This is a genomic window from Glycomyces sp. NPDC049804 (assembly GCF_040674615.1).
Taxonomy (GTDB): domain Bacteria; phylum Actinomycetota; class Actinomycetes; order Mycobacteriales; family Micromonosporaceae; genus Glycomyces; species Glycomyces niveus.
Window position 1 is genome coordinate 270930 of sequence record NZ_JBFAMQ010000004.1, and the last position, 22503, is coordinate 293432.

20 protein-coding genes are annotated in these 22503 nt (G+C 71.8%); 15 read left to right on the forward strand and 5 right to left on the reverse strand.

Going from position 1 to position 22503, the window contains the following annotated elements:
- Positions 1-64: 64 nt before the first annotated feature.
- From AB0K52_RS08195 to argG, 5 genes are all read left to right on the forward strand, one after another.
- Entirely contained in the window at positions 65-811 is a 747-nt protein-coding gene (locus AB0K52_RS08195; protein WP_363527908.1) for a GAP family protein, read from the forward strand.
- Between the two features lie 119 nt (positions 812-930).
- Positions 931-1542, forward strand: coding sequence for a glyoxalase (locus AB0K52_RS08200; RefSeq protein ID WP_363528402.1), 612 nt, complete (start codon positions 931-933; stop codon positions 1540-1542).
- Between the two features lie 144 nt (positions 1543-1686).
- The gene (locus tag AB0K52_RS08205) at positions 1687-2052 is read left to right on the forward strand and encodes a hypothetical protein (RefSeq protein ID WP_363527910.1); all 366 of its coding nucleotides are present in this window, start codon (positions 1687-1689) and stop codon (positions 2050-2052) included.
- A gap of 140 nt (positions 2053-2192) precedes the next feature.
- On the forward strand, positions 2193-2648 hold the full coding sequence (locus AB0K52_RS08210; RefSeq protein WP_208494210.1) for a hypothetical protein: 456 nt from the start codon (positions 2193-2195) through the stop codon (positions 2646-2648).
- 177 nt (positions 2649-2825) lie between these two features.
- Positions 2826-4274 carry an argininosuccinate synthase gene (gene argG, locus AB0K52_RS08215; RefSeq protein WP_363527913.1) on the forward strand — a complete coding sequence of 483 codons (1449 nt, stop codon included), beginning with the start codon at positions 2826-2828 and terminating at the stop codon, positions 4272-4274.
- 53 nt (positions 4275-4327) lie between these two features.
- On the opposite strand, the gene AB0K52_RS08220 is transcribed toward argG, so the two are convergent.
- A complete protein-coding gene (locus AB0K52_RS08220; protein WP_363527916.1) occupies positions 4328-5185 on the reverse strand; it encodes an alpha/beta hydrolase in 858 nt (285 codons plus the stop codon).
- A 132-nt stretch (positions 5186-5317) separates the two neighbouring features.
- Here AB0K52_RS08220 and AB0K52_RS08225 point away from each other — a divergent pair, with 132 nt between their 5' ends.
- The 6 genes from AB0K52_RS08225 to AB0K52_RS08250 all read left to right on the forward strand — a co-directional run bounded on the left by AB0K52_RS08225 (position 5318) and on the right by AB0K52_RS08250 (position 11209).
- Positions 5318-6337 carry a LacI family DNA-binding transcriptional regulator gene (locus AB0K52_RS08225; protein WP_363527919.1) on the forward strand — a complete coding sequence of 340 codons (1020 nt, stop codon included), beginning with the start codon at positions 5318-5320 and terminating at the stop codon, positions 6335-6337.
- A gap of 64 nt (positions 6338-6401) precedes the next feature.
- On the forward strand, positions 6402-7172 hold the full coding sequence (locus AB0K52_RS08230) for a ThuA domain-containing protein (protein ID WP_208494214.1): 771 nt from the start codon (positions 6402-6404) through the stop codon (positions 7170-7172).
- On the forward strand, positions 7169-8290 hold the full coding sequence (locus tag AB0K52_RS08235; RefSeq protein WP_363527922.1) for a Gfo/Idh/MocA family oxidoreductase: 1122 nt from the start codon (positions 7169-7171) through the stop codon (positions 8288-8290). Before AB0K52_RS08230 ends, AB0K52_RS08235 begins: the two co-directional genes overlap by 4 nt.
- A gap of 16 nt (positions 8291-8306) precedes the next feature.
- Positions 8307-9467, forward strand: a complete 1161-nt coding sequence (locus tag AB0K52_RS08240) for a Gfo/Idh/MocA family oxidoreductase (RefSeq protein ID WP_363528405.1) — start codon at positions 8307-8309, stop codon at positions 9465-9467.
- Positions 9468-9644: 177 nt separating this feature from the next.
- Positions 9645-10058: a YciI family protein gene (locus AB0K52_RS08245; RefSeq protein ID WP_363527925.1), complete on the forward strand. Its 414-nt coding sequence runs from the start codon at positions 9645-9647 to the stop codon at positions 10056-10058.
- Entirely contained in the window at positions 10058-11209 is a 1152-nt protein-coding gene (locus tag AB0K52_RS08250) for a DUF6596 domain-containing protein (protein WP_363528408.1), read from the forward strand. The genes AB0K52_RS08245 and AB0K52_RS08250 overlap by 1 nt, the downstream gene beginning before the upstream one ends.
- A gap of 198 nt (positions 11210-11407) precedes the next feature.
- Here the strand turns inward: AB0K52_RS08250 and AB0K52_RS08255 are convergent, their stop codons facing one another.
- Positions 11408-12133 (reverse strand): SDR family NAD(P)-dependent oxidoreductase, encoded by a 726-nt coding sequence (locus AB0K52_RS08255; RefSeq protein ID WP_363527928.1) that lies wholly within the window; start codon positions 12131-12133, stop codon positions 11408-11410.
- Positions 12134-12222: 89 nt separating this feature from the next.
- Here AB0K52_RS08255 and AB0K52_RS08260 point away from each other — a divergent pair, with 89 nt between their 5' ends.
- The gene (locus tag AB0K52_RS08260) at positions 12223-13086 is read left to right on the forward strand and encodes a GNAT family N-acetyltransferase (protein ID WP_363527931.1); all 864 of its coding nucleotides are present in this window, start codon (positions 12223-12225) and stop codon (positions 13084-13086) included.
- 73 nt (positions 13087-13159) lie between these two features.
- On the forward strand, positions 13160-13714 hold the full coding sequence (locus tag AB0K52_RS08265) for a GNAT family protein (protein WP_363527934.1): 555 nt from the start codon (positions 13160-13162) through the stop codon (positions 13712-13714).
- A 3-nt stretch (positions 13715-13717) separates the two neighbouring features.
- Here the strand turns inward: AB0K52_RS08265 and AB0K52_RS08270 are convergent, their stop codons facing one another.
- Complete coding sequence (locus AB0K52_RS08270; RefSeq protein ID WP_363527937.1) at positions 13718-14989, reverse strand: glycoside hydrolase family 27 protein; 1272 nt, start codon at positions 14987-14989, stop codon at positions 13718-13720.
- Positions 14990-15078: 89 nt separating this feature from the next.
- Here AB0K52_RS08270 and AB0K52_RS08275 point away from each other — a divergent pair, with 89 nt between their 5' ends.
- Positions 15079-15897, forward strand: coding sequence for a helix-turn-helix domain-containing protein (locus AB0K52_RS08275; RefSeq protein WP_363527940.1), 819 nt, complete (start codon positions 15079-15081; stop codon positions 15895-15897).
- 4 nt (positions 15898-15901) lie between these two features.
- On the opposite strand, the gene AB0K52_RS08280 is transcribed toward AB0K52_RS08275, so the two are convergent.
- Entirely contained in the window at positions 15902-17131 is a 1230-nt protein-coding gene (locus tag AB0K52_RS08280) for a SpoIIE family protein phosphatase (protein ID WP_363527943.1), read from the reverse strand.
- A 234-nt stretch (positions 17132-17365) separates the two neighbouring features.
- Between AB0K52_RS08280 and AB0K52_RS08285 the strand changes: the two genes are divergently transcribed.
- Entirely contained in the window at positions 17366-19393 is a 2028-nt protein-coding gene (locus AB0K52_RS08285; protein ID WP_363527946.1) for a galactosylceramidase, read from the forward strand.
- A 129-nt stretch (positions 19394-19522) separates the two neighbouring features.
- Here AB0K52_RS08285 and AB0K52_RS08290 read toward each other — a convergent pair whose 3' ends face one another.
- The gene (locus AB0K52_RS08290; RefSeq protein ID WP_363527949.1) at positions 19523-22237 is read right to left on the reverse strand and encodes a S8 family serine peptidase; all 2715 of its coding nucleotides are present in this window, start codon (positions 22235-22237) and stop codon (positions 19523-19525) included.
- Positions 22238-22503 lie beyond the last annotated feature (266 nt).

Below are 22503 nucleotides of genomic sequence, written 5' to 3' on the forward strand. Positions count from 1 at the left end.
CCCCACCGAAACATCGATCCCGCGACCGACGCGCCCGCCCCCGCCGCATCCCTACGCTCGGCACATGGACCTCGCACTCGCCGCCTCCCTGGCGGCCCTCGCGCTCATCGACTCGACCAGCTTCGGGACCCTGCTCATCCCCATCTGGCTGCTCCTCGCCCCCGGCCGCGTCCGCGCCGGGCGCATGCTCGCCTACCTCGCCACCATCGCCGTCTTCTACTTCGCCGTCGGCCTCCTCATCGCCGTCGGCGCCACCACTTTCATCGACGACATCGGCGCCGTCCTCGACACGAGGCCCGCGCTGTGGGTCCAGCTCGTCCTCGGCGTCGGCCTGCTCGTGCTCTCCTTCCGCTTCGACTCCAAGAAGCAGCAGGGCGAAGGCGGGCGCACCGCGCGCTGGCGCGAGAAGGCCCTCGGCATCGAAGGGGCCGAAGGCGAAGGCGCCACCCGCACGCGCGCCTCGGTGCTGCCCCTCATGGGCCTCGCGCTCGGCGCGGCCACCATCGAGGTCGCCACGATGCTCCCGTACCTCGCCGCGATCGGCATGGTCACCTCCGCCGGGATCGGGGCCGCCGGGATCACAGCGACGATGGCCGGGTACTGCCTCGTCATGGTCCTGCCCGCGCTCGTGCTGCTCGCTGCCCGGCTGGTCGCCCGCGACGCGGTCGAACCGGTGCTGCAGCGCATCAACGACTGGATGGTCAAGAACGCCGCGTCGACGACCGGCTGGGTGCTCGGCATCGTCGGGTTCCTCGTCGCCCGCGACGCGGCCTGGCGGCTCGACCTCTTCGAGATCCTGCTCAACCGCTGAACCGCGGCCGGCCCTCCGGCGCGCCGCGAGGTGATCAGGAATCGAGAAGCACGGTGGCCCCTCCCGGAAATATCGTTGTGGACATGAGCAAGACCAGCGCATATGTCAAGGAGAACACCGTGAACGCCATCCAGACCGTCACCCTCGAAGTCGACGACACCGCCGCCGCCGAGGCCTTCTACGCCGCCGCCTTCGACCTCGGCGAGGACTCATGGCTGCGGGTCCGGCCCGCCAAGGACCCCAGCAGCGGCTTCCGCGGCTTCGCCATCTCCCTCGTGGTGGTCCAGCCCGGCACCGTCGACAGCTTCGCCGAGACCGCCGTCGCCGCCGGCGCCACCGCGATCAAGGCCCCCGAGAAGAGCCTGTGGGGCTACGGCTGCGTCCTCAAAGACCCCTCGGGCAACATCTGGAAGATCGCCACCTCCCAGAAGAAGAACACCGGGCCCGTCACCCGCGAGGTCGAGTCCGTGAACGTCGGCATCGGCGTCGCCGACGTCGCCGCCACCAAGCAGTTCTACATCGACCGCGGCCTCACCGTCGCCAAGAGCTTCGGCCGCAAGTACGTCGAGTTCGAGGCCCCCGGCGACACCGTCTCGCTCTCGCTGTACAGCCGCAAGTTCGCCGCGAAGACCTCGTTCGTCTCGCCCGAGGGCGACGGCTCGCACCGCATCGTCTTCGGCGGCGCCGAGACCTTCACCGACGCCGACGGCTTCGCGTGGGAAGCCGCGTAGATGGCCAGTGCCGCAAGCGGATCGGCACGGGCCCCGGGCCCGTGCCGCGGCGGCGGTGACGTATGCGGCAAGCGCGAGCGGTTCGGACAATTCGCCGCCCCCGGGCTGTTAGCGTGGCCGGACATCACGCGATCGGAGCAACCAATGACGGCACGACGAACCCTCGCCGCCCTCGCCATCGGCGCCCTCCTGGCCCTCGGCGCCTGCAGTGAGGACGGCGGGCTCGAGATCCCCGCGGACTCGCCCACCCTCCCCGGCGAATGGCAGTCCTCGCTGGACGAGCTCGCCTCCGAGATGCCCACCGACCTCGCCACCGACCTGTGGGAGGTCGTCCCCGACGCCTCGCCCGAGGAGATCCTGGCCGGCGCCCGGGAGATCTGCGGCGACGTGGCCGCCAACGCCGACGAGGAGCAGCTGGCCCGCGACGCCGCCGAGCTCTTCGGCGTCGAAGAGGCCGAAGGCCCCACGATCGTCGAGACCGTGAAGCCCTACTGCGACGCGATCGGCTGACCCTCCGGGTGGACATATGCGGCCCAACAGGGCCTAATGTCCGTTTTAGGGGTCCGCGGTGAGGAAGCACCCACCCGGATCGCCGAAACGAGCGGTCCGGGCTTTGCGGGAACGCCGACCGGGGCGGCTACCGTTGAAGGATGACCTACAGCTATCTCTCGAGCGATGAGGCCACGGCCGTCCTCGAGTCCAAGTACCCCAAGGCGCAGCGCCTCGCCGCGCTCTCGGACATGCTCGACGCCGAACTGCTGTGGGACCACGACGCCCGGACCTTCGTCTACGCGGTCGACTGCTGGATCGAGGGCACCGGTTACGGCACGCGCCTCCACACCTGCGCGGTCTGGAACGTCACCGCCGACAAGGACCTGGCCTTCGGGTTCTCCAAGGCCTCCCGCAAGGCCGACCCCGAGCTCGTCTCCGCCGCGGCGGACGAGATCCTCGACATGGTCGCCGCCGGGGTCGCCGCCGCCGACGACGCCGCCGCCTCGGTCGCGATCACCGCGGTCCTCCACAGCGGCCTGGCCGAGTCGCCGTCCCGCAAGCCCATGTTCGCCGCGCTCCGTGCCCAGCAGGCCGCCCGCACGACGGCCGTCTAGAGAACGTCTCCGAACGGGCCGCCCCCACCGGGGCGGCCCGTTCTTTCGTGCGCTTCCATGCCCGGCAGTGAGGCTCGCCATGCCCCAGGCGTATCAGGCCAGGTCGGCGTCCCGGAGCGTGGAACGGCGCCATCCCCCCAGTTGCATGAAAATTCAGCATCATGCATACTCATAACCATGTCTAAAGTTCTCTCCTCGCTCCCGGTCGGCGAACGCGTCGGCATCGCCTTCTCCGGCGGCCTCGACACCTCGGTGGCGGTCGCCTGGATGCGCGAGAAGGGCGCGGTGCCCTGCACGTACACCGCCGACATCGGCCAGTACGACGAACCCGACATCGCCTCCGTGCCCGGCCGGGCCGAGGCCTACGGCGCCGAGATCGCGCGCCTCGTGGACTGCAAGGCCGCGCTCGTCGAGGAGGGCCTGGCCGCCCTCGCCTGCGGCGCGTTCCACATCAAGTCGGGCGGGCGCACCTACTTCAACACCACCCCGCTCGGGCGGGCCGTGACCGGCACGCTGCTGGTGCGGGCGATGCTCGAGGACGACGTGCAGATCTGGGGCGACGGCTCCACCTACAAGGGCAACGACATCGAGCGGTTCTACCGCTACGGCCTGCTCGCCAACCCCTCGCTGCGGATCTACAAGCCGTGGCTCGACGCGGGCTTCGTGAGCGAGCTCGGCGGCCGGACCGAGATGTCCGAGTGGCTGACCGACCGCCGCCTGCCCTACCGGGACAGCAAGGAGAAGGCGTACTCGACCGACGCGAACATCTGGGGCGCCACGCACGAGGCCAAGACCCTCGAGCACCTGGACACCGGCATGGAGACCGTCGAGCCGATCATGGGCGTGCGGCACTGGGACCGGTTCGTCGAGATCGAGCCCGAGGACGTGACCGTCGGCTTCGAGCAGGGCCGGCCGGTCACCATCAACGGCAAGGAGTTCGGCACCGCCGTCGACCTGGTCCTGGAGGCCAACGCGATCGGCGGGCGGCACGGCCTGGGCATGTCCGACCAGATCGAGAACCGCATCATCGAGGCCAAGAGCCGGGGCATCTACGAGGCCCCCGGCATGGCGCTCCTGCACGCCGCCTACGAGCGGCTCGTCAACGCCATCCACAACGAGGACACCCTCGCGATCTACCACGCCGAGGGTCGGCGGCTCGGGCGGCTGCTGTACGAGGGCCGCTGGCTCGACCCGCAGGCGCTCATGATCCGCGAGTCGCTCCAGCGCTGGGTCGGCACCGCCGTTACCGGCGAGGTGACCCTGCGGCTGCGGCGCGGCGAGGACTACTCGATCCTCGACACCGCCGGGCCCGCGTTCAGCTACCACCCGGACAAGCTCTCGATGGAGCGGACCGAGGACTCGGCGTTCGGCCCGAACGACCGGATCGGCCAGCTCACCATGCGGAACCTCGACATCGCCGACTCGCGGTCGAAGCTCGAGCAGTACGCCGGGATCGGCATGGTCGGCAGCGCCCACCCGACCCCGATCGGCGCGGCCCAGGCCGCCTCGACCGGCCTCATCGGCGCGATGCCCTCCGGCGGCGCGGTCGCGATCGCCTCGCGCGGCGAGGCTCCGGACGACGAGGCGCTGCTGGACCACGCCGCGATCGAGTTCGGCACCGACTAGCGCGCAGACGCGGCGGCGCCCCGGAGTCCACGACTCCGGGGCGCCGCTTCGCGCTATCCCTCCAGGACTTCGCGGAGGGCGGCCGCGAACTCGTCGGGCTTGCCGGTCTGGCCGTACTCGCCGCCGAGGAAGCCGCCGTGGTCGCCGGGGAACAGCACGGGCGCGGTGCCGAGCGCCTCGGCCAGGACCTGCGCGGCGCGGGCCGGCAGGATCTCGCCGGAGTCGGCGCCCACCGCGAGCACGATGCGCGTCGGCGCCGCGCCGAGCGCCGCGATGTCGTGCCGGTAGGCGTTGCAGGTGACCATGTTCAGGCCCAGGAGCGGGTCGTCGCGGTCGCCGTCGTCCTCGGTCGGCAGCCCGAACGCCGCCGGGTCGGGCGCGGGCTGGTCGCGGTACGCCTCGGTGAACGGCCCCTGGTGGGAGACCAGGCCGATGAACTTGGCCATGGCCGGGCCGAACCCGGTGGCGAGGTAGGTGTCGCGGATGTCCTCGCAGACCTTGAGGATCACCTCGGCGTCGGGCAGCTCGGCCGACGCGGGCGGCTCGTGGGCGACGAGGGTGCGGACGTCGCCGGGGTGGCGGGCCACGAGCGCGAGGGCGTTCACGGCCCCGCCGCTGCTGGCGAACACGTCGACCGGTCCGCCGCCGACGGCCTCGATGACGCGGTGCAGGTCCTCCGCGTGCTCCTCGACGGTGTTCTCGGCGGCGCCGTCGGTGCGGCGGCTGCGCTCGGACCCGCGCGGGTCGTAGGTGACGACGCGGCGGTCGGCGAAGTGGCCCGCGAGCGTGGCGAAGCCGGGCGCGGCCATCGGCGATCCGATGAGCAGCAGGGTCGGTCCGTCGCCGTCGCGCACGTCGTAGTGCAGGACGGCGCCGGGTGCTTGGACGGTGCCGCTCTGGGGCTCGGTCATGACATCTCCTTCAGTGGTGGTCACCGGTACTGACGACCAGCGTTCCCCGAATTCATCGGCAGGATTGACCCTCGCTCATTTTTATGCTTAAAATCTGTTGCGGACCGGGACACTGCAGAGAGGAGCCGGCGCATGGGCGGCACCCGCAAGGCGAGCATGGCCGACGTGGCCGACCTCGCCGGCGTCTCCGCCATGACCGTCTCCAACGTCATCAACCGCCCCGAGATCGTCTCCGAGGCCACCCGCGCGAAGGTCCACGACGCCATGCGCGAGCTGCGCTACCGCAACAACCTCGTCGCCCGCAGCCTGCGCCTCGCGCAGCCGCGCCAGATCGCGTACGCGCTGCCCGCCCAGGACGCCGTCGGCAACCAGTACATGGACGCGTTCGTCCACGACCTCGCCGAGAGCTGCCAGGCCGTCGACCGCAACCTCACCCTCGTCGCCGAGCGCGACACCGAGGCGCTCCTTACCGCCTGCGAAGACCTGTACTTCGGCCAGTCCGCGGCCGGGTTCGTCATCTCCAACCTCGGCCCCGACGACCCCCGCCCGGCCGGGCTCCGCAAGCGCGGCATCCCCTTCGCCGCCTACGGCCGCACCGGCGACGCCTTCGCCAGCCCCTGGAGCTGGGTCGAAGCCGACGCCGCCCAAGGCATCGCGATGGCCGTCGACCACGTCGCCGACCGGGGCCACCGCGAACTCGCGTTCATCGGCGCCGACACCGGCGTGGTCACCATGGCCCAGCGCGAGATCGGCTACCGCGACGCGTGCGGGCGCCGCGGCCTCACCGCCTCCCTCGGACGGATCGTGCACTGCGGCCGCGACCTCGAGACCGGCGTCCGCGTCGCCGCGGCCCTCCTCGACGCGCCCGAACCGCCGACCGCGATCATCTGCGTCTCCGACCCCCTCGCGGCCGGCGCCGTCATCACCCTCCAGAGCCGCGGCCTCGCACCGGGCCGGGACGTGGCCGTCACCGGCTACGACGACACCACCCTCACCTCGTTCGGCGCCGTCGGCATCAGCTCCGTCCGGCAGCCGTCCGCCGCCATCGCCGCCGCCCTCGTGCGCCTCGTCATCGAGCAGCCCGAGACCCCCGAGCACCTGCTGCTGCCGCCCACGCTCGTCGAACGGTCGAGCACCGACCCGAGACTCTAGGCGAGCGCCTTGGCGCCCAACGGTTTTTAAGCTCACAACACCGGAAACCCATCAAAGGAGACACATGTCAACCGCACCGATCCGAGTCGTCGTCTGGGGCGAGAACCGCCACGAGCAGGTCGAGCCCTCCGTGGCCGAGCGCTACCCCGACGGCATGCACGGCGCGATCGCCAAGGGCGTCAGCGCCTGGCTCGGCGACAAGGCCACGATCACCACCCACACCCTCGACGAGCCCGAGCACGGGCTCACCTCCGACGTCCTCGACGAGACCGACGTCCTCGTCTGGTGGGGCCACGCCGCCCACGGCGAGGTCGCCGACGAGGTCGTCGAGCGCGTCCACCGCCACGTGCTCGCCGGCATGGGCCTCGTCGTGCTCCACTCCGGACACTGGTCCAAGATCTTCACCAAGCTCATGGGCACCACCTGCACGCTGCGCTGGCGCAGCGAGCACGACCGCGAACTGGTGTGGACGGTGAACCCGCAGCACCCGATCGCCCGCGGCATCCCCAACCCGATCGTCATCCCCGAGCAGGAGATGTACGGCGAGTACTTCGACGTGCCCACCCCGGACGAGCTCATCTTCATCTCCGGCTTCACCGGCGGCGAGGTCTTCCGCTCCGGCATGACCTACCGCCGCGGCTTCGGCCGGATCTTCTACTTCAGCCCCGGCGACCAGGACTTCCCGGTCTACCACCACCCCGACGTCAACCACGTGATCGCCAACGGCATCGAATGGGCCCGCCCCGACCGCGAGCGCGAGACGCCGACCCTGCTGCGCTACGACACCGACGACTTCTTCAACGGCCAGGGCTACCGAGGAGCGTTCGAGCGATGAGCTTCAAGACACTCGATACCGAAGGGCCGCTGCGACTCGTCGTCGTCGGCGCCGGCGGCATGGGCCGGGCCTGGACCCGCAACATCCAGTCCAGCCCCGACGCCGAGCTCGTCGGCATCGCCGACCTCTTCCCCGCATCCGCCGAGTCGGCCGCCGCCGACACCGGCATCCCCGGCCTCGCCACGGGCACCGACGCGATCGAACTCGCGCGGCGCACCGGCGCCCACGGACTCGTCAACGCCACCATCCCCGAAGCGCACCACCCGGTCACGGTCGCGGCCTTGAACGCGGGCCTGCCCGTGCTGGGAGAGAAGCCGGTGGCCGCCACCGTCGCCGAAGGCCTCGCCCTCGCGGCGGCGGCCGAGCACACCGGGCAGCTGTTCATGGTCAGCCAGAACCGCCGCTACCACCCGGCGCTCCACCAGGCCAAGCAGCGGCTCGCCGGGCTCGGCGCGGTCGGCATCGTCTCGGTCGACTTCTTCCAGTCGCCGCACTTCGGCGGCTTCCGCGACGAGATGGCCAGCCCGCTCCTGCTCGACATGGCCATCCACCAGTTCGACATGGCCCGCTACCTCCTCGACGCCGACCCCGTCTCGGTCTCCTGCGAGGAGTACAACCCGACCTGGAGCTGGTACGCCGGCGACGCGGCCGCGAACGCGGTCTTCGCGATGGACGGCGGCGCCCGCTTCACCTTCAACGGCTCCTGGTGCAGCCCCGGCCACGAGACCTCCTGGAACGGCTCCTGGCGCGTCTCGGCCGAGCGCGGCACAGTCCTCTGGGACGGCGAGAACGACCCGACCGCCGCCCCCGACGAGCCCTTCGACCCCGGCCAGGACCACGGCCGGGACATCGCGGGCTCCTTGCGGCAGTTCATCGCCGCGCTGCGCCACAGCACCGAGCCGATGGGGCGTGTGCACGCGAACATCATGAGCCTCGCTATGGTCGAGGCCGCGACGCAGAGTGCGGCGCAGGGGCGGCGGGTCGCGATCGACGACGTGCTCGACCGCTCCTACACCGCCGCGATCGCGAACGAGCGCGACCCGGAGGTGCTCGCCGTCCTGAAATCGTGGCCTTCCGTACGGGAGGCCCTGAGCGCTAAGAGGAGCGACAGTGAGTGAATCCCTCAACGTCGGCATGATCGGGTACGCCTTCATGGGCGCCGCCCACTCCCACGCGTGGCGAACCGCGCCGCGCTTCTTCGACCTGCCGCTCGCGCCGCGCATGACCGCGCTGGCCGGGCGCGACCCCGAGCGGGTCGCGGCGGCCGCGTCGAAGCTCGGCTGGGAGTCGAGCGAGACCGACTGGCGCCGCCTGATCGAGCGCGACGACATCGACCTCATCGACATCTGCGTCCCCGGGAACCTCCACGCCGAGATCGCCATCGCGGCGCTCGAGGCGGGCAAGCACGTCCTGTGCGAGAAGCCCCTCGCGAACTCGGTCGAGGAGGCCGAGCAGATGACCGCCGTGGCCGAGGCCGCCAAGTCCGCGGGCGCGCTGGCGATGTGCGGGTTCTCCTACCGCCGCACGCCCGCCCTCTCGCTGGCGAAGCGCCTGGTCGAATCGGGCGCGCTCGGGCCGATCCGGCACGTGCGCGCGCAGTACCTGCAGGACTGGCTCACCGACGAGAACGCGCCCCTCACCTGGCGCCTCGACAAGTCGAAGTCGGGTTCGGGCTCCCTGGGCGACATCGGCGCGCACATCATCGACGCCGCGCAGTGGGTCGCGGGCTCCCCGATCACGGGCGTCTCGGCGATCCTGGAGACGTTCGTGAAGGAGCGCCCGGTCGGCGGCGACTTCGTCGGTCTGGGCGGCGTCGGCGGCGCCGACGGCCCCAAGGGCCCGGTCACCGTTGACGACGCCGCTCTGTTCACCGCGCGATTCGCCGGTACCCCTGAAAACCCCGGCGGCGCCGTGGGCGTGTTCGAGGCGACCCGGTTCGCGCTGGGCCGCAAGAACGCGATGCGCTTGGAGCTCAACGGCACCAAGGGCTCCCTCGCGTTCGACTTCGAGGACATGAACTCGCTGTGGTTCTACGACGCCGAGGACGGGCCGAACGCGGGCTTCCGCCGCATCCAGGCCACCGAGCCCGAGCACCCGTACACGGGCAACTGGTGGCCGGTCGGGCACGGGCTCGGCTACGAGCACGCCTTCACCCACCAGGTCGTGGACCTCGTGGGCGCCATCGCGAAGGGCGAGCAGCCGACCCCGTCGTTCGCCGACGCCCTGCGGGTCCAGAAGGTCCTCGCGGCGGTCGAGACGAGCGCCGCCGACGACAGCCGCTGGACGGCGATCTGACGCACGCGACGTGAGGGCCCGGCCGTGATCGGCCGGGCCCTCACCGTCTCCACCTGCGGATTCGACCCGCTCGAAAAAACTTCTGGAAACCTCCCGCCGGGATGTCGAGAACCGCCGACCGGCTCCGTCCTAGGGTTGTCAGCGGCGAACGAGCCGCCCGAACCGAAGGAGGCCGTCATGGCCAAGTACCTGCTCCTCAAGCACTACCGCGGCGGACCGAAGCCGCACGCCAACGCCGCCACGCCCATGGACGACTGGACTCCCGCGGAGATCACCGCCCACATCGGGTTCATGGACGACATGATCGAGGACCTCAAGCGGCGCGGCGAATTCGTCGACGCCCAGGCCCTCGCCCCGCAAGGCGAGTTCGTCCGCTACGGCGGCGTGGGGAGGCCGCCGGTCACCGACGGCCCGTTCGCCGAGACCAAGGACCTCATCGCCGGATGGATGGTCATCGACGTCGACTCCAAGGAGCGCGCCTACGAGGCCGCCGCCCACCTCTCGTCCGCGCCCGGCAAGGACGGCAAGCCGCTCCACGAATGGCTCGAGGTGCGCCCCTTCTACGGCGAAGCGCCGGCGGTCGAGGAGTGATCGACCCGAACCTCCTGCGGGACCTGACCCCGCAGGTGCTGGGCGCCCTCGTCCGCCGCGGAGCCGACTTCGCGGCGGCCGAGGACGCCGTCCAGGAAGCGCTCGCCGAAGCGGTGCGCCGCTGGGACGGCGGCGCGCCCGACGAGCCCAAGGCCTGGCTCGTGACGGTCGCCTGGCGCAAGTTCCTGGACGCGCGCCGCTCCGCGTCCGCCCGGGTCCTGCGCGAGGTCGCGGCCCACCGCGAACCGGCCCCCGGCCCCGCCGGGCAGGTCGACGACACGCTCCTGCTGCTCAGCCGCTGCTGCCACCCCGCCCTCTCGCCCGCGTCCGCCATCGCGCTGACGCTCCGCGCCGTCGGCGGCCTCACCACCGCCCAGATCGCCCGTGCCTTCCTCGTCCCCGAAACCACCATGGCGCAGCGCATCTCGCGCGCCAAGCGCACCCTCGCGGGGGAGCGGTTCGAGGAGCCCGGCGACGTGCGGGCCGTCCTGCGCGTCCTCTACCTCATGTTCGACCAGGGATTCGCCGGCGACGAGACCGAAAAGGACCTGTCGGCCGAGGCGATCCGCCTCGCCCGCCAGCTCGTCGCCTCCGTGCCGCACGACCCCGAGGCCGCGGGCCTGCTCGCCCTCCTCCTGCTCCACCACGCGCGCCGCCCCGCCCGCCGCACCGCCGCGGGCGAACTCGTGCCCCTCGCCGAACAGGACCGGTCCCTCTGGGACACCGACATGATCGCCGAAGGCGTCGACCTGCTGCAGCACGCGCTGGCGATGGACCGGGTCGGCGAGTACCAGGCGCAGGCCGCGATCGCGGCCCTCCACGACGACGCGGCCTCGGCCGAGGAGACCGACTGGCCGCAGATCCTCGAGTGGTACGACGAACTCGAGCGGCTCACCCCGGGCAGCCCGGTCGTGGCGCTCAACCGCGCGGTCGCGGTGGGCCACGTCGACGGCCCGCTCGCGGGGCTGCGCCTGGTCGAGGCGCTCGATCCGGGCCTGCCGCGCCGCGACGCCGTCGCCGCGTACCTCCATGAGCGCGCGGGGAACCGGGCCGAGGCGGCCCGCCTCTACCAGGCGGCGGCGCAGGCCACCGTGGTCATGGCCGAGCACACGCACCTGCTCAAGCAGGCCGCCCGGCTCAACCGGGCATAGGGCCTGTCCTGTGAATCAGAGACCGGTCGGTATCCGGCCGAGTGGCCCGCCGTGCCGGCGCGTCGCCGGCCTTCCCGGTACCACCCCGGTATCGGGAAGGTCTTCCGCGGCCTCGGCGACGCTCGCGAGCCGTGAATCGGGTACTGCGAGCGAACAAGCGGACTCGGATACCGCCCTCCCTGACGCAGGGGACAGGCCCTAGCCGAGTTTGACGCCGGTGTGGGCTTCGAGCCGTTCGATCAGCGCGTGCTGGAAGTCCGGGTCCGAGGCCGCGGGGTGCGAGCGGGCGACCTTGCGGTGGTACCAGTAGCCGCCGGTGCGCGGCTCGATCGCGCCGTCAGGGGCCGTCGCCAGCCACTCCTGCGTCCGGTGGCCCTCCTCGAGGTCCCCGGGCGCGCCCGGGCCGCCCATCCGCGTCGGGACCCAGCCCGGGTCCACCACGTGCGCGACGGTGTCGGCCCAGCGGCGCGCGACCGCGAACGCGAGGGTGGTCACGTACAGCTTCGAGTCCTCGTACGCGCCGGGCCGCGCCCGCGTCTCGGCGAAGTCGATCGCGTCGAGGTCGGTCGAGCCGTCCCGGTGGTAGCCCGAGCTGAGGTAGACCAGCCGGCGCGGCTTCGCCATCGCCGCCGTCAACAGGTACGGCGCGACCGTATTCACCTGCAGCGCAAAGGGGTCGCGGTACACGCCGGCATTGTGGACCACCGCGTCGAACCGGCCGAACGCGTCGGCCTGCTCGGCGACCGACAGGGTCTCGTCCATGCGCGAGAGGTCGCCGTGGACGGCCCCGTGCAGCGACCCGATGGCCGGCAGCCGGTCCTTCCCGCGGGTGTGGACGACGACGTCGTGCCCCTCGCCGGCCAGCGTCCGGGCGGCGGCCTCGCCGAGGCCCGTCGAGGCCCCGGTGATCAGGATGAGCGCCATGGGCGTCCTTTCGTCGAGCCTGCGAGGCCGAAGATACCGCGCCCGATAACCGGTTGCGGCCGACCGGCGCGGCAGTGTGTCATCTGCGTATGGGGATCGAACTGAACACGCCGGGAACCGCCGACCTGGGCCGAGCGCTCGCGGCGCTGCGCGAATGGCAGTCCGACGACGCGCCGATGCAGCTGCACCCGGGCGACCTCGGCTGGTTCTGGCGCTTCGGGGCCGCCGAGACGGCCGCGGCCGTCCGGACCTGGAGCCGGGACGGCCGGGTGCTCGCGTTCGGGTTCCTCGACGGCGCCGACGTGCTGCGGGTGACGACCGCGCCCGAACGCTTCCGCGACGCCGCCCTCGCCGAGCAGATGGCCGCCGACATCGCCGACCCCGACCGCGGCGTCCTTCCTGCGGGCAAGGCCAACGTCGAACTGCCGACCGGCGCGGTCCTCGACGACCACCTCGCCGCCGTCGGCTGGGGCACCGACGAGGCCTGGACGCCGCTGCGCCGCGACCTGACCGCACCCGTGGAGGACCCGGGCCTGCGGATCGAGACCGCCGGACCCGCACAGGCCGAGCTGCGCGCCGAGCTGCACCGCTCCGCGTTCGAAGGCTCCACGTTCGCCGCCGACCACTGGCGCGCGATGGCCGCAGGGCCCGAATACGCCGACGCCCGCTGCCTCATCGGCTACGACGGTTCCGATGCCGTCGCGGCCGTGACCGTCTGGTCCGCCGGGCCCGGCCGGCCCGGCATCATCGAACCGATGGGCGTCCACGCGGACCACCGCGGACGCGGCCACGGCAGGGCCGTCTGCGTCGCCGCGGCCGCCGCGCTCCGCGACCTGGGCGCATCGAGCGCGCTCGTGTGCACCCCGAGCACCCTCACCGGCGCGGTCGCCACGTACCGCTCCGCCGGATTCGAACCGCTCCCCGAACGCCTCGACCGCCACCGCGAGGGATAACTGGCCCTGCCGCGCGGCCGCGCGATGTGAGAGCATGTCGTCTGTCGCCGCGCGGTCGCACCCGGAGGAACACATGCTCAAGACTTCCCTTGGCGAAGGCGCCGAACTGCGCCCCTTGACGCCTGACCTGGCCGAAGAGTTCGCGGCCCACATCGACCGCGGCCGCGAGTTCATCGGGCGGCACGTCGGCATGGCCGACGCCATCCCCGACGCGGACGCGGCCCGCCGGGTCCTCGAGACCTTCGCCGAGAAAGCCGCCGCCGACACCGGCCGGATGTGGGGGATCTGGCTCGACGGCACCCTCGTCGGCGGCGTCCTCTTCCGCAGCATGGACTTCCGCATGGAGACCGCCGAAGCCGGATGCTGGCTCGAACCCGCCGCCGTCGGCAGGGGCCTCGTGACCCGCGCGGTCGGCGTCATCATCGACTGGGCGATCGAGGTGCGCGGCATCCACCGCGTCGACTGGTGGGCCTCGACCGAGAACACCCCCAGCATCAACGTCGCCAAGCGGCTCGGCATGACCAGGGAAGGCGTCGCGCGCGAGGCCTACCTCCACCGCGGCGAACGCTACGACATGGAGATCTGGTCGGTCCTCGCCCCGGAGTGGCGGGCCGCGCGCGACGCCTGAGGCCTACTCCAGGCGCAGCAGCCTCGCGCCGTGCGCCGGGACCCGCAGCCGCACCGCACCGTCCTTCACGGGGACCTCGGCGCCCGCCCACAGGTCGCGGGCGCCGGTGCGGCCCGCGCCGCCGACGTCGGCCAGGTGCACCTCGAGGTCCGCCGGCTCGTCGCCGAGCCAGAACACCGCGCACGCGTCCGCGTCGCCGAGGTCGGCCTGCCAGACCACGAGCGAGTGGTCGCGCACGACCTCGCGGCTGCCCTGGTTGCCCAGCAGCGCGAGCACTTCGGCGTTCTGGAGCAGTTCGAGCGTGTCGGCCGGAGTGTCCGGCAGGTGCCCGCCGAACATCAGCGGCGAGCGCATCACGCACCACAGCGTGAGCATCGTGCGCTGCTCTTCGATCGTCAACCGCGACAAGCGGTCTTCGCCCACGTGCGCGCGGATGCCGACGTGCCCCAACGGCAGCATGTCGGCGTCGCCCCATGAACCGGGCTCCTGGTGCGGCGCCCAGCGCGCGGCGCGCTGGAACATCTCCTTGAGCCCGTACCAGTCGTCCCACAGGTCGTCCGAGATCCGCCACATCTCCGAGTGGCGCCGCAGCTCGTCCAGGTGCGCGAGCGACAGCGCCTTGCCCGGCGAGAGGCTGAGCACGATCGGCCGCCCGCACCGGTCGATCGCCGCCGAATAGGCGGCGATCTCGACGTCCTGCGTCGGCGGGTGGAGCACGTCGTCGAGCTTGACGAAGTCCACGCCCCACTCGGCGAACTGCGCCACCTGGGAGTCGTAGTACGCCTGGGCGCCGGGCGCGGCGTGATCGATGCCGAAGTTGTCGGGGTTCCAGGTGCACGCGTTGCCGCGGTCGGCGATCCGGGACGCGGTGGTGTCGCCGCCGAGGACCGGGAGGTCGAGCTCGACGGCCTTCTTCGGGATGCCGCGCATCATGTGCACGCCGAATTTGAGGCCCAGCGCGTGGACGCGGTCGGCGAGCGGCTTGAAGGACCCGTCCTTCGCCGACGGGAACCGGTTCGGCGCGGGCAGCTGGCGGCCCCACGCGTCCAGGACCGGATCGGCGACGTCGTTGTACCGGTGCTCGCCGGGGTTCGGTTCGTACCACTGGATGTCGACCACGATCGTGTCCCAGCCGTACGCCTTGAGGTGGGCGGCCATGAACTCGGCGTTGGCGAGGACCTCGTCCTCGGTCACCGACCCTCCGAAGCAGTCCCAGCTGTTCCAGCCCATGGGCGGCAGTTGCGCGGCGCGCTTGCGCGCGGAGTTCGTCGTCATGGCATCACGGTAGCCGTGACGAAGCGAACTCGAATCCGGCGCGCTTAGGCGTTCCTCCGGGATCCTTTGCTCGGCTAGCATCGCCCCTCGTGGGCGGCGATCGGATGAAGCGCGGGACGGCGGTGGACTCCGCCGACACCGGGCTCTGGGTCGCGCACGGGACCGCCCCCGCGATGGGCCGCGCCCACAGCCACGACGACATCGAACTCAACGTCGTCACCAGCGGCGCCATCGAGTACCTCATGGGCGAGCGCCGCGTCCGCGTCGAGGCGGGCCAGTCGGCCGTCTTCTGGGCGGCCCTGCCGCACCGCCTGCTCTCCCTGCCCGGCGAGCCCGCCGGTATCTGCTGGGTCCACGTGCCGCTCGCGACCTTCCTGACCTGGGACCTCCCCGCGCCGGACCTCCGCTCCCTCCTCGAAGGCCGCCCCGCGCTCGCCGCGATGCCGCCGGACGTGGACGCCGCCGGCGTGTGGCGCCGCTGGGAGTCCGAGCTCGCGCTCGGCGACGGCGTCGCCGCCCTCCTCGAAGTCCACGCGCTCATGCGGCGCACGCTCCGCTCCGCCCGCGCCCGGCCCGCCGCGACCGGCCCCAGCTCGCGCCCGCTCGAGATGGCGGCGTTCATCATGGACCGCTTCCGCGACCCGATCACGGCGGCCGACGTGGCGGCCGCCGTCCACCTCAACACCGAGTACGCGATGACGCTGTTCCGCAAGACCTGGAGCATGACCTTGGGCGACTTCCTCCTGCGCCGCCGCGTCGCCGAGGCGCAGCGCCTCCTCGCCACCACCGACCTCGACTGCACCGCGGTCGGCTACGCCGCAGGGTTCGGCTCCGGCAGCACGTTCTACGCCCAGTTCGCCAAGCTCGCGGGCACGACTCCCGGCCAGTACCGGGCCGCCCTCCGCTGACCGCTCACAGCCGCACGACGATCAGCGAGATGTCGTCGTTGCCGCCTTCCGCCACGCCGAGGTCCTCGAGCACCGCGTCGGCCATGTCCGGCGGACTCTGCCCGCAGTGGCGCGTGAGGACCTCGCACAGCCGGTCCAGGCCGATGTCGATGCCCTCGCCCCGGCGCTCGATGAGCCCGTCCGTGTAGAGCACGAGCGTGTCCCCCGGGGTGTACGGGTGTCCCGCCTGCGAGCACGGCACGTGCCGCGGCCGGGCGCCCAGGGGCGGGTCGACGTGCTGGTCCAGCAGCTCGCAGCCGCGGTCGGGGCGCACCAGCGCCGGCGGCGGGTGCCCGGAGTTGCTGTAGATGATGAGCCCGCTGCCGGGGTCGACCAGCGCCTCGACGGCCGTGGTGTTCAGCGCGCCCTCCATCGAGCGGGCGTACAGCGTCAGCACCTCGAGCGCGTGCGCGGGCCGCTCCAGAGCGCGGATCGCGGCGTTCAGCACGCTGCGGAGCATGCCCATGACCGCGGCGGCCTCCAGCCCGTGGCCGACCACGTCGCCGACCCCGAGCGCGAAGCGGTCCCCGGCCAGGTCCACCAGGTCGTACCAGTCGCCGCAGACGTTGAACGACTCGATGGCGGGCCGGTACCGCACCGCCGCGTCCGGGTGCTTCTCGAGGTCCGGCGTGAGCAGCATGGCCTCCTGCAGTGTGACCGCGACCTGCCGGTCGCGCAGGTTCGCCTGCCGCAGTTCCTCATTGAGGTCGTGCAGTTCCCGCGCCCGGTCGTACAGCTCCGCTTCCAGAGCGATCCGTTCGGAGAGCTCGACGCTCGGCATCTGGTGGCTCAGGGCGCTCGACCGCACGAACTCGGTGACGTCGTCGGAGCGGATGAAGACGTACTCCACCTTCCCGTCCGCCCCGAAGATCGGAGTGAACACCGGCGACCACCAGCGGTCGTCGAACTCGCCGGGCTTGTCCGCCACCGGGATGGCGTAGTGCAGGATCAGCGAGTCCTGCCTTCCGGTCTCGATGACCCGCTGGATCGACCCCTTGGCCTTCCGCAGGCTCCCGACGTTGCCCTTGCTCTCCGGGAACGCGTCGAAGAGCTGGTGCCCGACCAGTTGCTCCCGCGTGCGCCCCGTGGCCTCCAGGTACGCCTGGTTGGCCGCGACGATCGTCAGGTCCGGCCCGACCACGACATACGGGGACGGCATCGCCGCGAACCATGCGGCGTAGTCCAGATCCGGCATCTTCCGACCGCCTTAGCGCCCAGGAACCCCATCAGCCCCTCTCCTACCGTTGATACCAGGCCCCGGCCCCGAGAACCTCGAAACCGCCAGGTCCCTCCGCTATGGTCGACCCGCTAAAGGAAATCCTGCGCGAACCTCTTGCCGCGGGCGCGACCGGCTTGTTAAGTTCGGTCTCCCAACTAAGAGGCCGGTCGCACCCCAGCCCCGGCCGCCCCTCGCCCTTTTGGAGCGCGCGTGCAACGACCAGTCCAAGTGGTGGAGCTCCGGGAGGGCCCGGGCGACCGCAGGTTCGACGGGATTGGGGCGGTGAACGGCGGCGGGGCGACCTCGGTGCTGCTCAAGGACTATCCGGAACCGCAGCGCGGTCAGATCCTCGATCTCGTGTTCGCGCCGAAGTTCGGGGCGTCGGTGAGCGCGATGCTCGTCGAGGTCCCCGGCGACGGCAACTCGACCCAGGGCTCCATGCCCAGCCACATGCACACCCGCGGCGACCTGGACGCGCACCGCGGCTACACGTGGTGGGTGATGAAGGAGGCGAAGCGCCGCAACCCGGCGCTGAGCCTCGACGCCGTGGCCTGGAGCGCCCCGGGCTGGATCGGCGAGGGGGAGTTCTGGTCGCAGGACATGGCCGACTACTACGTCTCCTGGGCGCGGCTGCTGCAGGACGTGCACGGGCTCGACCTCGACGCGATCGGGTGCCGCAACGAGAAGGGCGTGAGCCTCGACTTCGCCAAACGCCTCCGGGCGGCGCTGGACGAGGCCGGGTTCGCATCGGTGCTGCTGCACGCCTTCGACAACTGGCCCGACGACAAGTTCGACTTCGTCGACCAGCTGCGGCGCGACCCTGACGCCGCGAAGGCGATCGACGTGATCGGCGCGCATGTCATGTACGGCAACGACATGCACGCCCCTGCGGCGGTGCAGGAGTGGGCCGAGGCGGCGGGCAAGCCGATCTGGAACACCGAGGACCACGTCTACCGGCCGGGGTTCGACTGCCTCATCGGCATCGTGGCGTGCTTCAACGAGAACTACCTGCGCAGCAAGGCGACGAAGACCGTGCTCTGGTACGACGTCGCCGGGGTGTACCCGATCGAGCCGTACGCCGTGGAGCCGGCGATGATCCTGGCGCACGAGCCGTGGAGCGGCCACTACCGGGTGCGGGAGGCGCTGTGGGGCTATGCGCACTACGGCCAGTTCACCGAGCTCGGATGGACCTATGTCGACGAAGCCTGCGCGTTCCTCGACGGCGGCGGCAGCGTCGTGGCACTCCGTTCGCCCGCAGGCGATTTCAGCGTCATCGCCGAGACCAAGGGCGCCGCCGCTCCGCAGCGGCTGCGCGTGCGCGTCCCCGGCGGCCTGGCGCAGGGCCCGGTGACGGTGTGGCGCAGCGACGCCGCCGAGCAGTTCCGCCACATGGGCTTCCTGGCGATCGAGGACGGCGCGATCGAGATCGACCTCGACCCGGACTCGGTGTACTCGCTGTCGACGACCACCGGCCAGCGCAAGGGCGGCTTCGCCGAGGTGCCGGACAGCGCCCCGTTCCCCCTGCCCTACCGCGACACCTTCGCCGGCTACGGCGACCCGGCCGCGCGCGGGCATCTGCCGCGCTTCACCGCCGACATCGCGGGGGCCTTCGAGCTCGTGCCCGCGCCCGAGGGCGCCGGCATCTGCCTGCGGCAGGTCGTGCCGGCGCCGACGCTCTCATGGGCGCCGGACTGGCGGCCGTACACGATCATCGGCGACGCGGACTGGAGCGACTACGAGGTGAGCGTCGACGTCCGGCTCGAGGCCGGGCAGAGCGCGGCCCTCATGGGCCGCGTCAACGAGGTCGGCACGGGGTACGGCTTCATCCCCAAGTGCTACCTGTTCGAACTCGCCGCCGACGGCGCCTGCCGCCTGGTCGCCGTCAACGGCAAGGACGACCCGAACGAGCTCATCGGCGACGCCGAGCAGCAGGCCCTCATCGCCGCCGGAGGCCGCAGCCCCGGCGGCGAGCACACCCTCGCCGAGGCGACGGCCGTCCCGGGCCCGGAGCGATGGCGGCGTCTGACGCTCAGGTTCGACGGCACCCGCATCACCGCGCTCCTCGACGGCGAACCCGTCCTCGAGGCAGTGGACGAGACCCACGGCGCCGGCATGGCGGGCCTGCTGGCGGGAACCGAACCGGCCTTCAGCACACCCCATTACGCGGATCTGGTCGTCAAGGAACTCGGCGCCGGCGATCCACCGCCGCACACCGACGCGGGGGAGCGCCTGTACTAGCCGAGGGGTTCGGTGGCACCGTCGGCACACGCCGCGCCGAGCCGAAGTCAGGACCGGGCGTCACATGCGAGCGTGGAACGAAACGGGCTCGCGCCGCACAGCGGCGCGAGCCCATGCCCCTCATTCAGGTCAGGCGTCGGCCTCCAATTCGAAGTCGGCGCCCACGACGGCGTCGGCCTCGACTTCGGCTTCGGCGGTGCCGGTGGTCCAGCCGTCAAGGGCCGCTTCCAGGTTCGCCGATCCGGCCGCGGTGAAGAGGACGTAGGCGCCGTCCGCTCCGGTCACGGCGGCGTTGCCGGTGGCGGGGTCGGTGACGACCGCGCCCTCGATCGGGTCGCCGGTCGCGGCGTCGGTGACGCTGCCGCGCACGAGGCCGCCTTCGAGCTCGCCGCAGCCGATGCGGACGTTGTCGACCATCCACCAGTAGGCCCACGTGTCGTGGTCGTCGAAATGGAACTTCAGCTGCACGGCGGTCTGGTCGGCCCAGGCGGCGAGGTCGACCGCTTCGACCGTGGCCTCCAAGTCCTCATTGGTGTACCAGACCTGCTCCCAGGTCTCCCCGCCGTCGACGGAGACGAGCACCTCCGCTTCGGCGCCGATGCCGTCGTCCACGAAGAAGCTCGCGAACGACAGGGTCGGGTCCTCGGCGGCGCTCAGGTCGAACACCGGCGTGACGAGGTCGGTGTCGACATGGTGGTCCGGGTCGGCCGCGTCGGAGTTCGCCTCCGCGAAGCCGCCCGAGCCCGGCGTCATGTTGCCGTACCCGAACCGGTCGTCGAAGACCCAGCCGGCGGTCTCGCCGCGGTCCACGACCTCCCAGCCCGCCGGGAGCCCCGGCGAGTCGAAGGCCTCGTCGAGCACGTCGGACCCGTAGCCGGGCGCCAGGCAACCGGGCAGGAGCGGCACTTCGACCAGGCCCGCGTCGGCCGGATCGACCTGGACCACTTCGTATCCGGGGTAGGCGGTCTCGACGGTGAGCGGCCAGTCGCCCTCGGCCGGGATCTCCATGCTGAACGCGCCGGTGAACGGGTCGGTGCGGGCCACGGCCTCGTCGCCCGCGGTCGACACGGTCGCGTCGAGCGCCCATCCGTGCCCGCCGCCGTCGACAACCGCGCCCTCGACGACCTGCGTCGCCTCCTTCTCGAGCTCGGCGTCGAAGACGGCCGCGCCGTTGTTCTTGATGCGCACGGAGCCGGTGACGGTGCCGTACAGGAACTTCGAGACGGTCACGTGGTAGCGCCCGGCCGGGATGCGCGCGAACTCGTAGGCGCCGTCGGCGCCGGTGGTCGCCTCGCGGACGACCGCGCCCTCGAACACGAGCCGGGCGCCCGCGACCGGCTCGCCGTCCTGGTCCGCGACCGCGCCGGAGAGCGCCCCGAACTTGCCCGCGGGGGCTTCGTCGACGGCGTCCTCGGCGTTGACGCGGCCGTGCCCGTAGACGTTGTTGGCCTCCTTGTCGCCGGTGCACTGGTCGTCCGCCGTGTCGACGGCGGTGCCGGTCAGCGTCTCGTAGACCGCCTCGTAATCGCCTTCGAGCGTCGGCGAGGCCGACATGAGCAGGGCGATCGTGCCCACCACGTGCGGTGCGGCCATCGAGGTCCCGTCGCCGAGGCCGTACTCGTCGCCCGGGAGCGCCGAGCGCACGTCCACGCCCGGGGCCGAGAGGTCGGGCTTCAGGACGCCGTTGAGGCCGTGGCCGCGCGAGGAGAACTCGGCGATCTCGTGGTTCTCGTCGTAGGCGCCCACGGCGATCACGTTCTCGTACACCCCGGGGGTGCTCATGGTCAGGCACGCCGGACCGTTGTTGCCCGCGGCGAAGACCGGGATGATGCCCGAGGCGTGCCACAGTTCGACGACCTCGGCGTAGATCGGGTCGTAGCCCGGGATCGTCGTGCCCCACGAGTTGTTGACCACGTGCGGGGCCTTCAGCGGGTCGGGGTTGCGGCCCTCGGAGTCGGTGGGCGCGGCGAGCCACTGCCCGGCCAGGATCAGCGTCTCGATGTCGGGGCAGCAGCCGTTGACGGCGATCCACTCCGCGCCGGGAGCGACGCCGATCCCCTCGGAGCCGACCATGGTGCCCATCGTGTGGGTGCCGTGGCCGTCGTCGTCGCACGGGGCGTCGCCCGGGCAGACGTCCTGGATGTCGTAGAAGTTGTAGTCGTGCGTGAAGGTCCCGTCACCGTTGTTGCCGCGGTACTGCCCCGCGAGCGCCGGGTGGTCGTACTGGACGCCGGTGTCGATGCTGGCCACGACGATGCCCTCGCCGGTGAAGCCCTGCTCCCACACCTCGGGCGCGCCCACGTCCTCGACGCCCCATTCGACGGCGGCCTGCTGGACCGCGTCCCAGGTCTGGAAGTCGTTCTCGGGCTTGTCGTCCGGGGCGATCGGCTCGATCATCGAGTAGTCGGGGGCGGCCACGACCGCCTCGACCTCGTCGAACGCGACCAGCTCGGCGAGCAGGTCGGCGTCGCCGACCACCTTGACGGTGGAAGCGCCCCAGTAGGACTCGTAGTCGACGCCGTGCTCCTCGAGGGCCGCGATCACGTCGGCCTGCGATTGCTCCGCGTACTCCTTGGCAGCCTCGACCGCCGCGGTTCCCTTGGCCTCCTTGGTGTCCGCGGCGAGCGCGGTGCTGTAGTCGGGCGACCCGGCGAAGAGGAGCCACAGCTCCGCGTCGCCCTTGTCGTCGATCTGCTCGAGCAGTTCGGGGGCGACCTTCTCCTCGATGAGGATCTCGGTCTCGGATGGCTGGGCCGCGGCGCCGGTGGCGACCGCGGCCGGGACGAGCGCGCCGGCGAAGGCGGCGGCGAGGATGCGGCGTGAACGCCGCTGTGCAACTGTCACGAACTCTCCTTGTTGGGGGTGGCCCCGCGGCGCCGCCGCGAGACCGGGGGTGGTCTCCGAGAGGAATGAAATTGGTGACTATGGACAGATTCGCTGGGGTAGCTCCACATTGGCGACCCTGAAATCGGTACGCCCCGAAGGACCGGGACGGTTGCATGCGTCACGATTTAGGCACACGAAGATTCCGCGGCGGCTGTTCGGGGGCGTGCGGGTCGGTGAGATGACCCTGGGAGCCGAACCCGGCGATGGACCCGGATTCGGCGACG

What these genes read in the sequence shown, in the direction of transcription:
- AB0K52_RS08195 (WP_363527908.1), top strand. Translation starts at nt 65, where the DNA reads ATGGACCTCGCACTCGCCGCCTCCCTGGCGGCCCTCGCGCTCATCGAC.
- AB0K52_RS08205 (WP_363527910.1), top strand. Translation starts at nt 1,687, where the DNA reads ATGACGGCACGACGAACCCTCGCCGCCCTCGCCATCGGCGCCCTCCTG.
- AB0K52_RS08210 (WP_208494210.1), top strand. Translation starts at nt 2,193, where the DNA reads ATGACCTACAGCTATCTCTCGAGCGATGAGGCCACGGCCGTCCTCGAG.
- argG (WP_363527913.1), top strand. Translation starts at nt 2,826, where the DNA reads ATGTCTAAAGTTCTCTCCTCGCTCCCGGTCGGCGAACGCGTCGGCATC.
- AB0K52_RS08220 (WP_363527916.1), bottom strand. Translation starts at nt 5,185, where the DNA reads ATGACCGAGCCCCAGAGCGGCACCGTCCAAGCACCCGGCGCCGTCCTG.
- AB0K52_RS08225 (WP_363527919.1), top strand. Translation starts at nt 5,318, where the DNA reads ATGGGCGGCACCCGCAAGGCGAGCATGGCCGACGTGGCCGACCTCGCC.
- AB0K52_RS08230 (WP_208494214.1), top strand. Translation starts at nt 6,402, where the DNA reads ATGTCAACCGCACCGATCCGAGTCGTCGTCTGGGGCGAGAACCGCCAC.
- AB0K52_RS08235 (WP_363527922.1), top strand. Translation starts at nt 7,169, where the DNA reads ATGAGCTTCAAGACACTCGATACCGAAGGGCCGCTGCGACTCGTCGTC.
- AB0K52_RS08240 (WP_363528405.1), top strand. Translation starts at nt 8,307, where the DNA reads ATGATCGGGTACGCCTTCATGGGCGCCGCCCACTCCCACGCGTGGCGA.
- AB0K52_RS08245 (WP_363527925.1), top strand. Translation starts at nt 9,645, where the DNA reads ATGGCCAAGTACCTGCTCCTCAAGCACTACCGCGGCGGACCGAAGCCG.
- AB0K52_RS08255 (WP_363527928.1), bottom strand. Translation starts at nt 12,133, where the DNA reads ATGGCGCTCATCCTGATCACCGGGGCCTCGACGGGCCTCGGCGAGGCC.
- AB0K52_RS08260 (WP_363527931.1), top strand. Translation starts at nt 12,223, where the DNA reads ATGGGGATCGAACTGAACACGCCGGGAACCGCCGACCTGGGCCGAGCG.
- AB0K52_RS08265 (WP_363527934.1), top strand. Translation starts at nt 13,160, where the DNA reads ATGCTCAAGACTTCCCTTGGCGAAGGCGCCGAACTGCGCCCCTTGACG.
- AB0K52_RS08270 (WP_363527937.1), bottom strand. Translation starts at nt 14,989, where the DNA reads ATGACGACGAACTCCGCGCGCAAGCGCGCCGCGCAACTGCCGCCCATG.
- AB0K52_RS08280 (WP_363527943.1), bottom strand. Translation starts at nt 17,131, where the DNA reads ATGCCGGATCTGGACTACGCCGCATGGTTCGCGGCGATGCCGTCCCCG.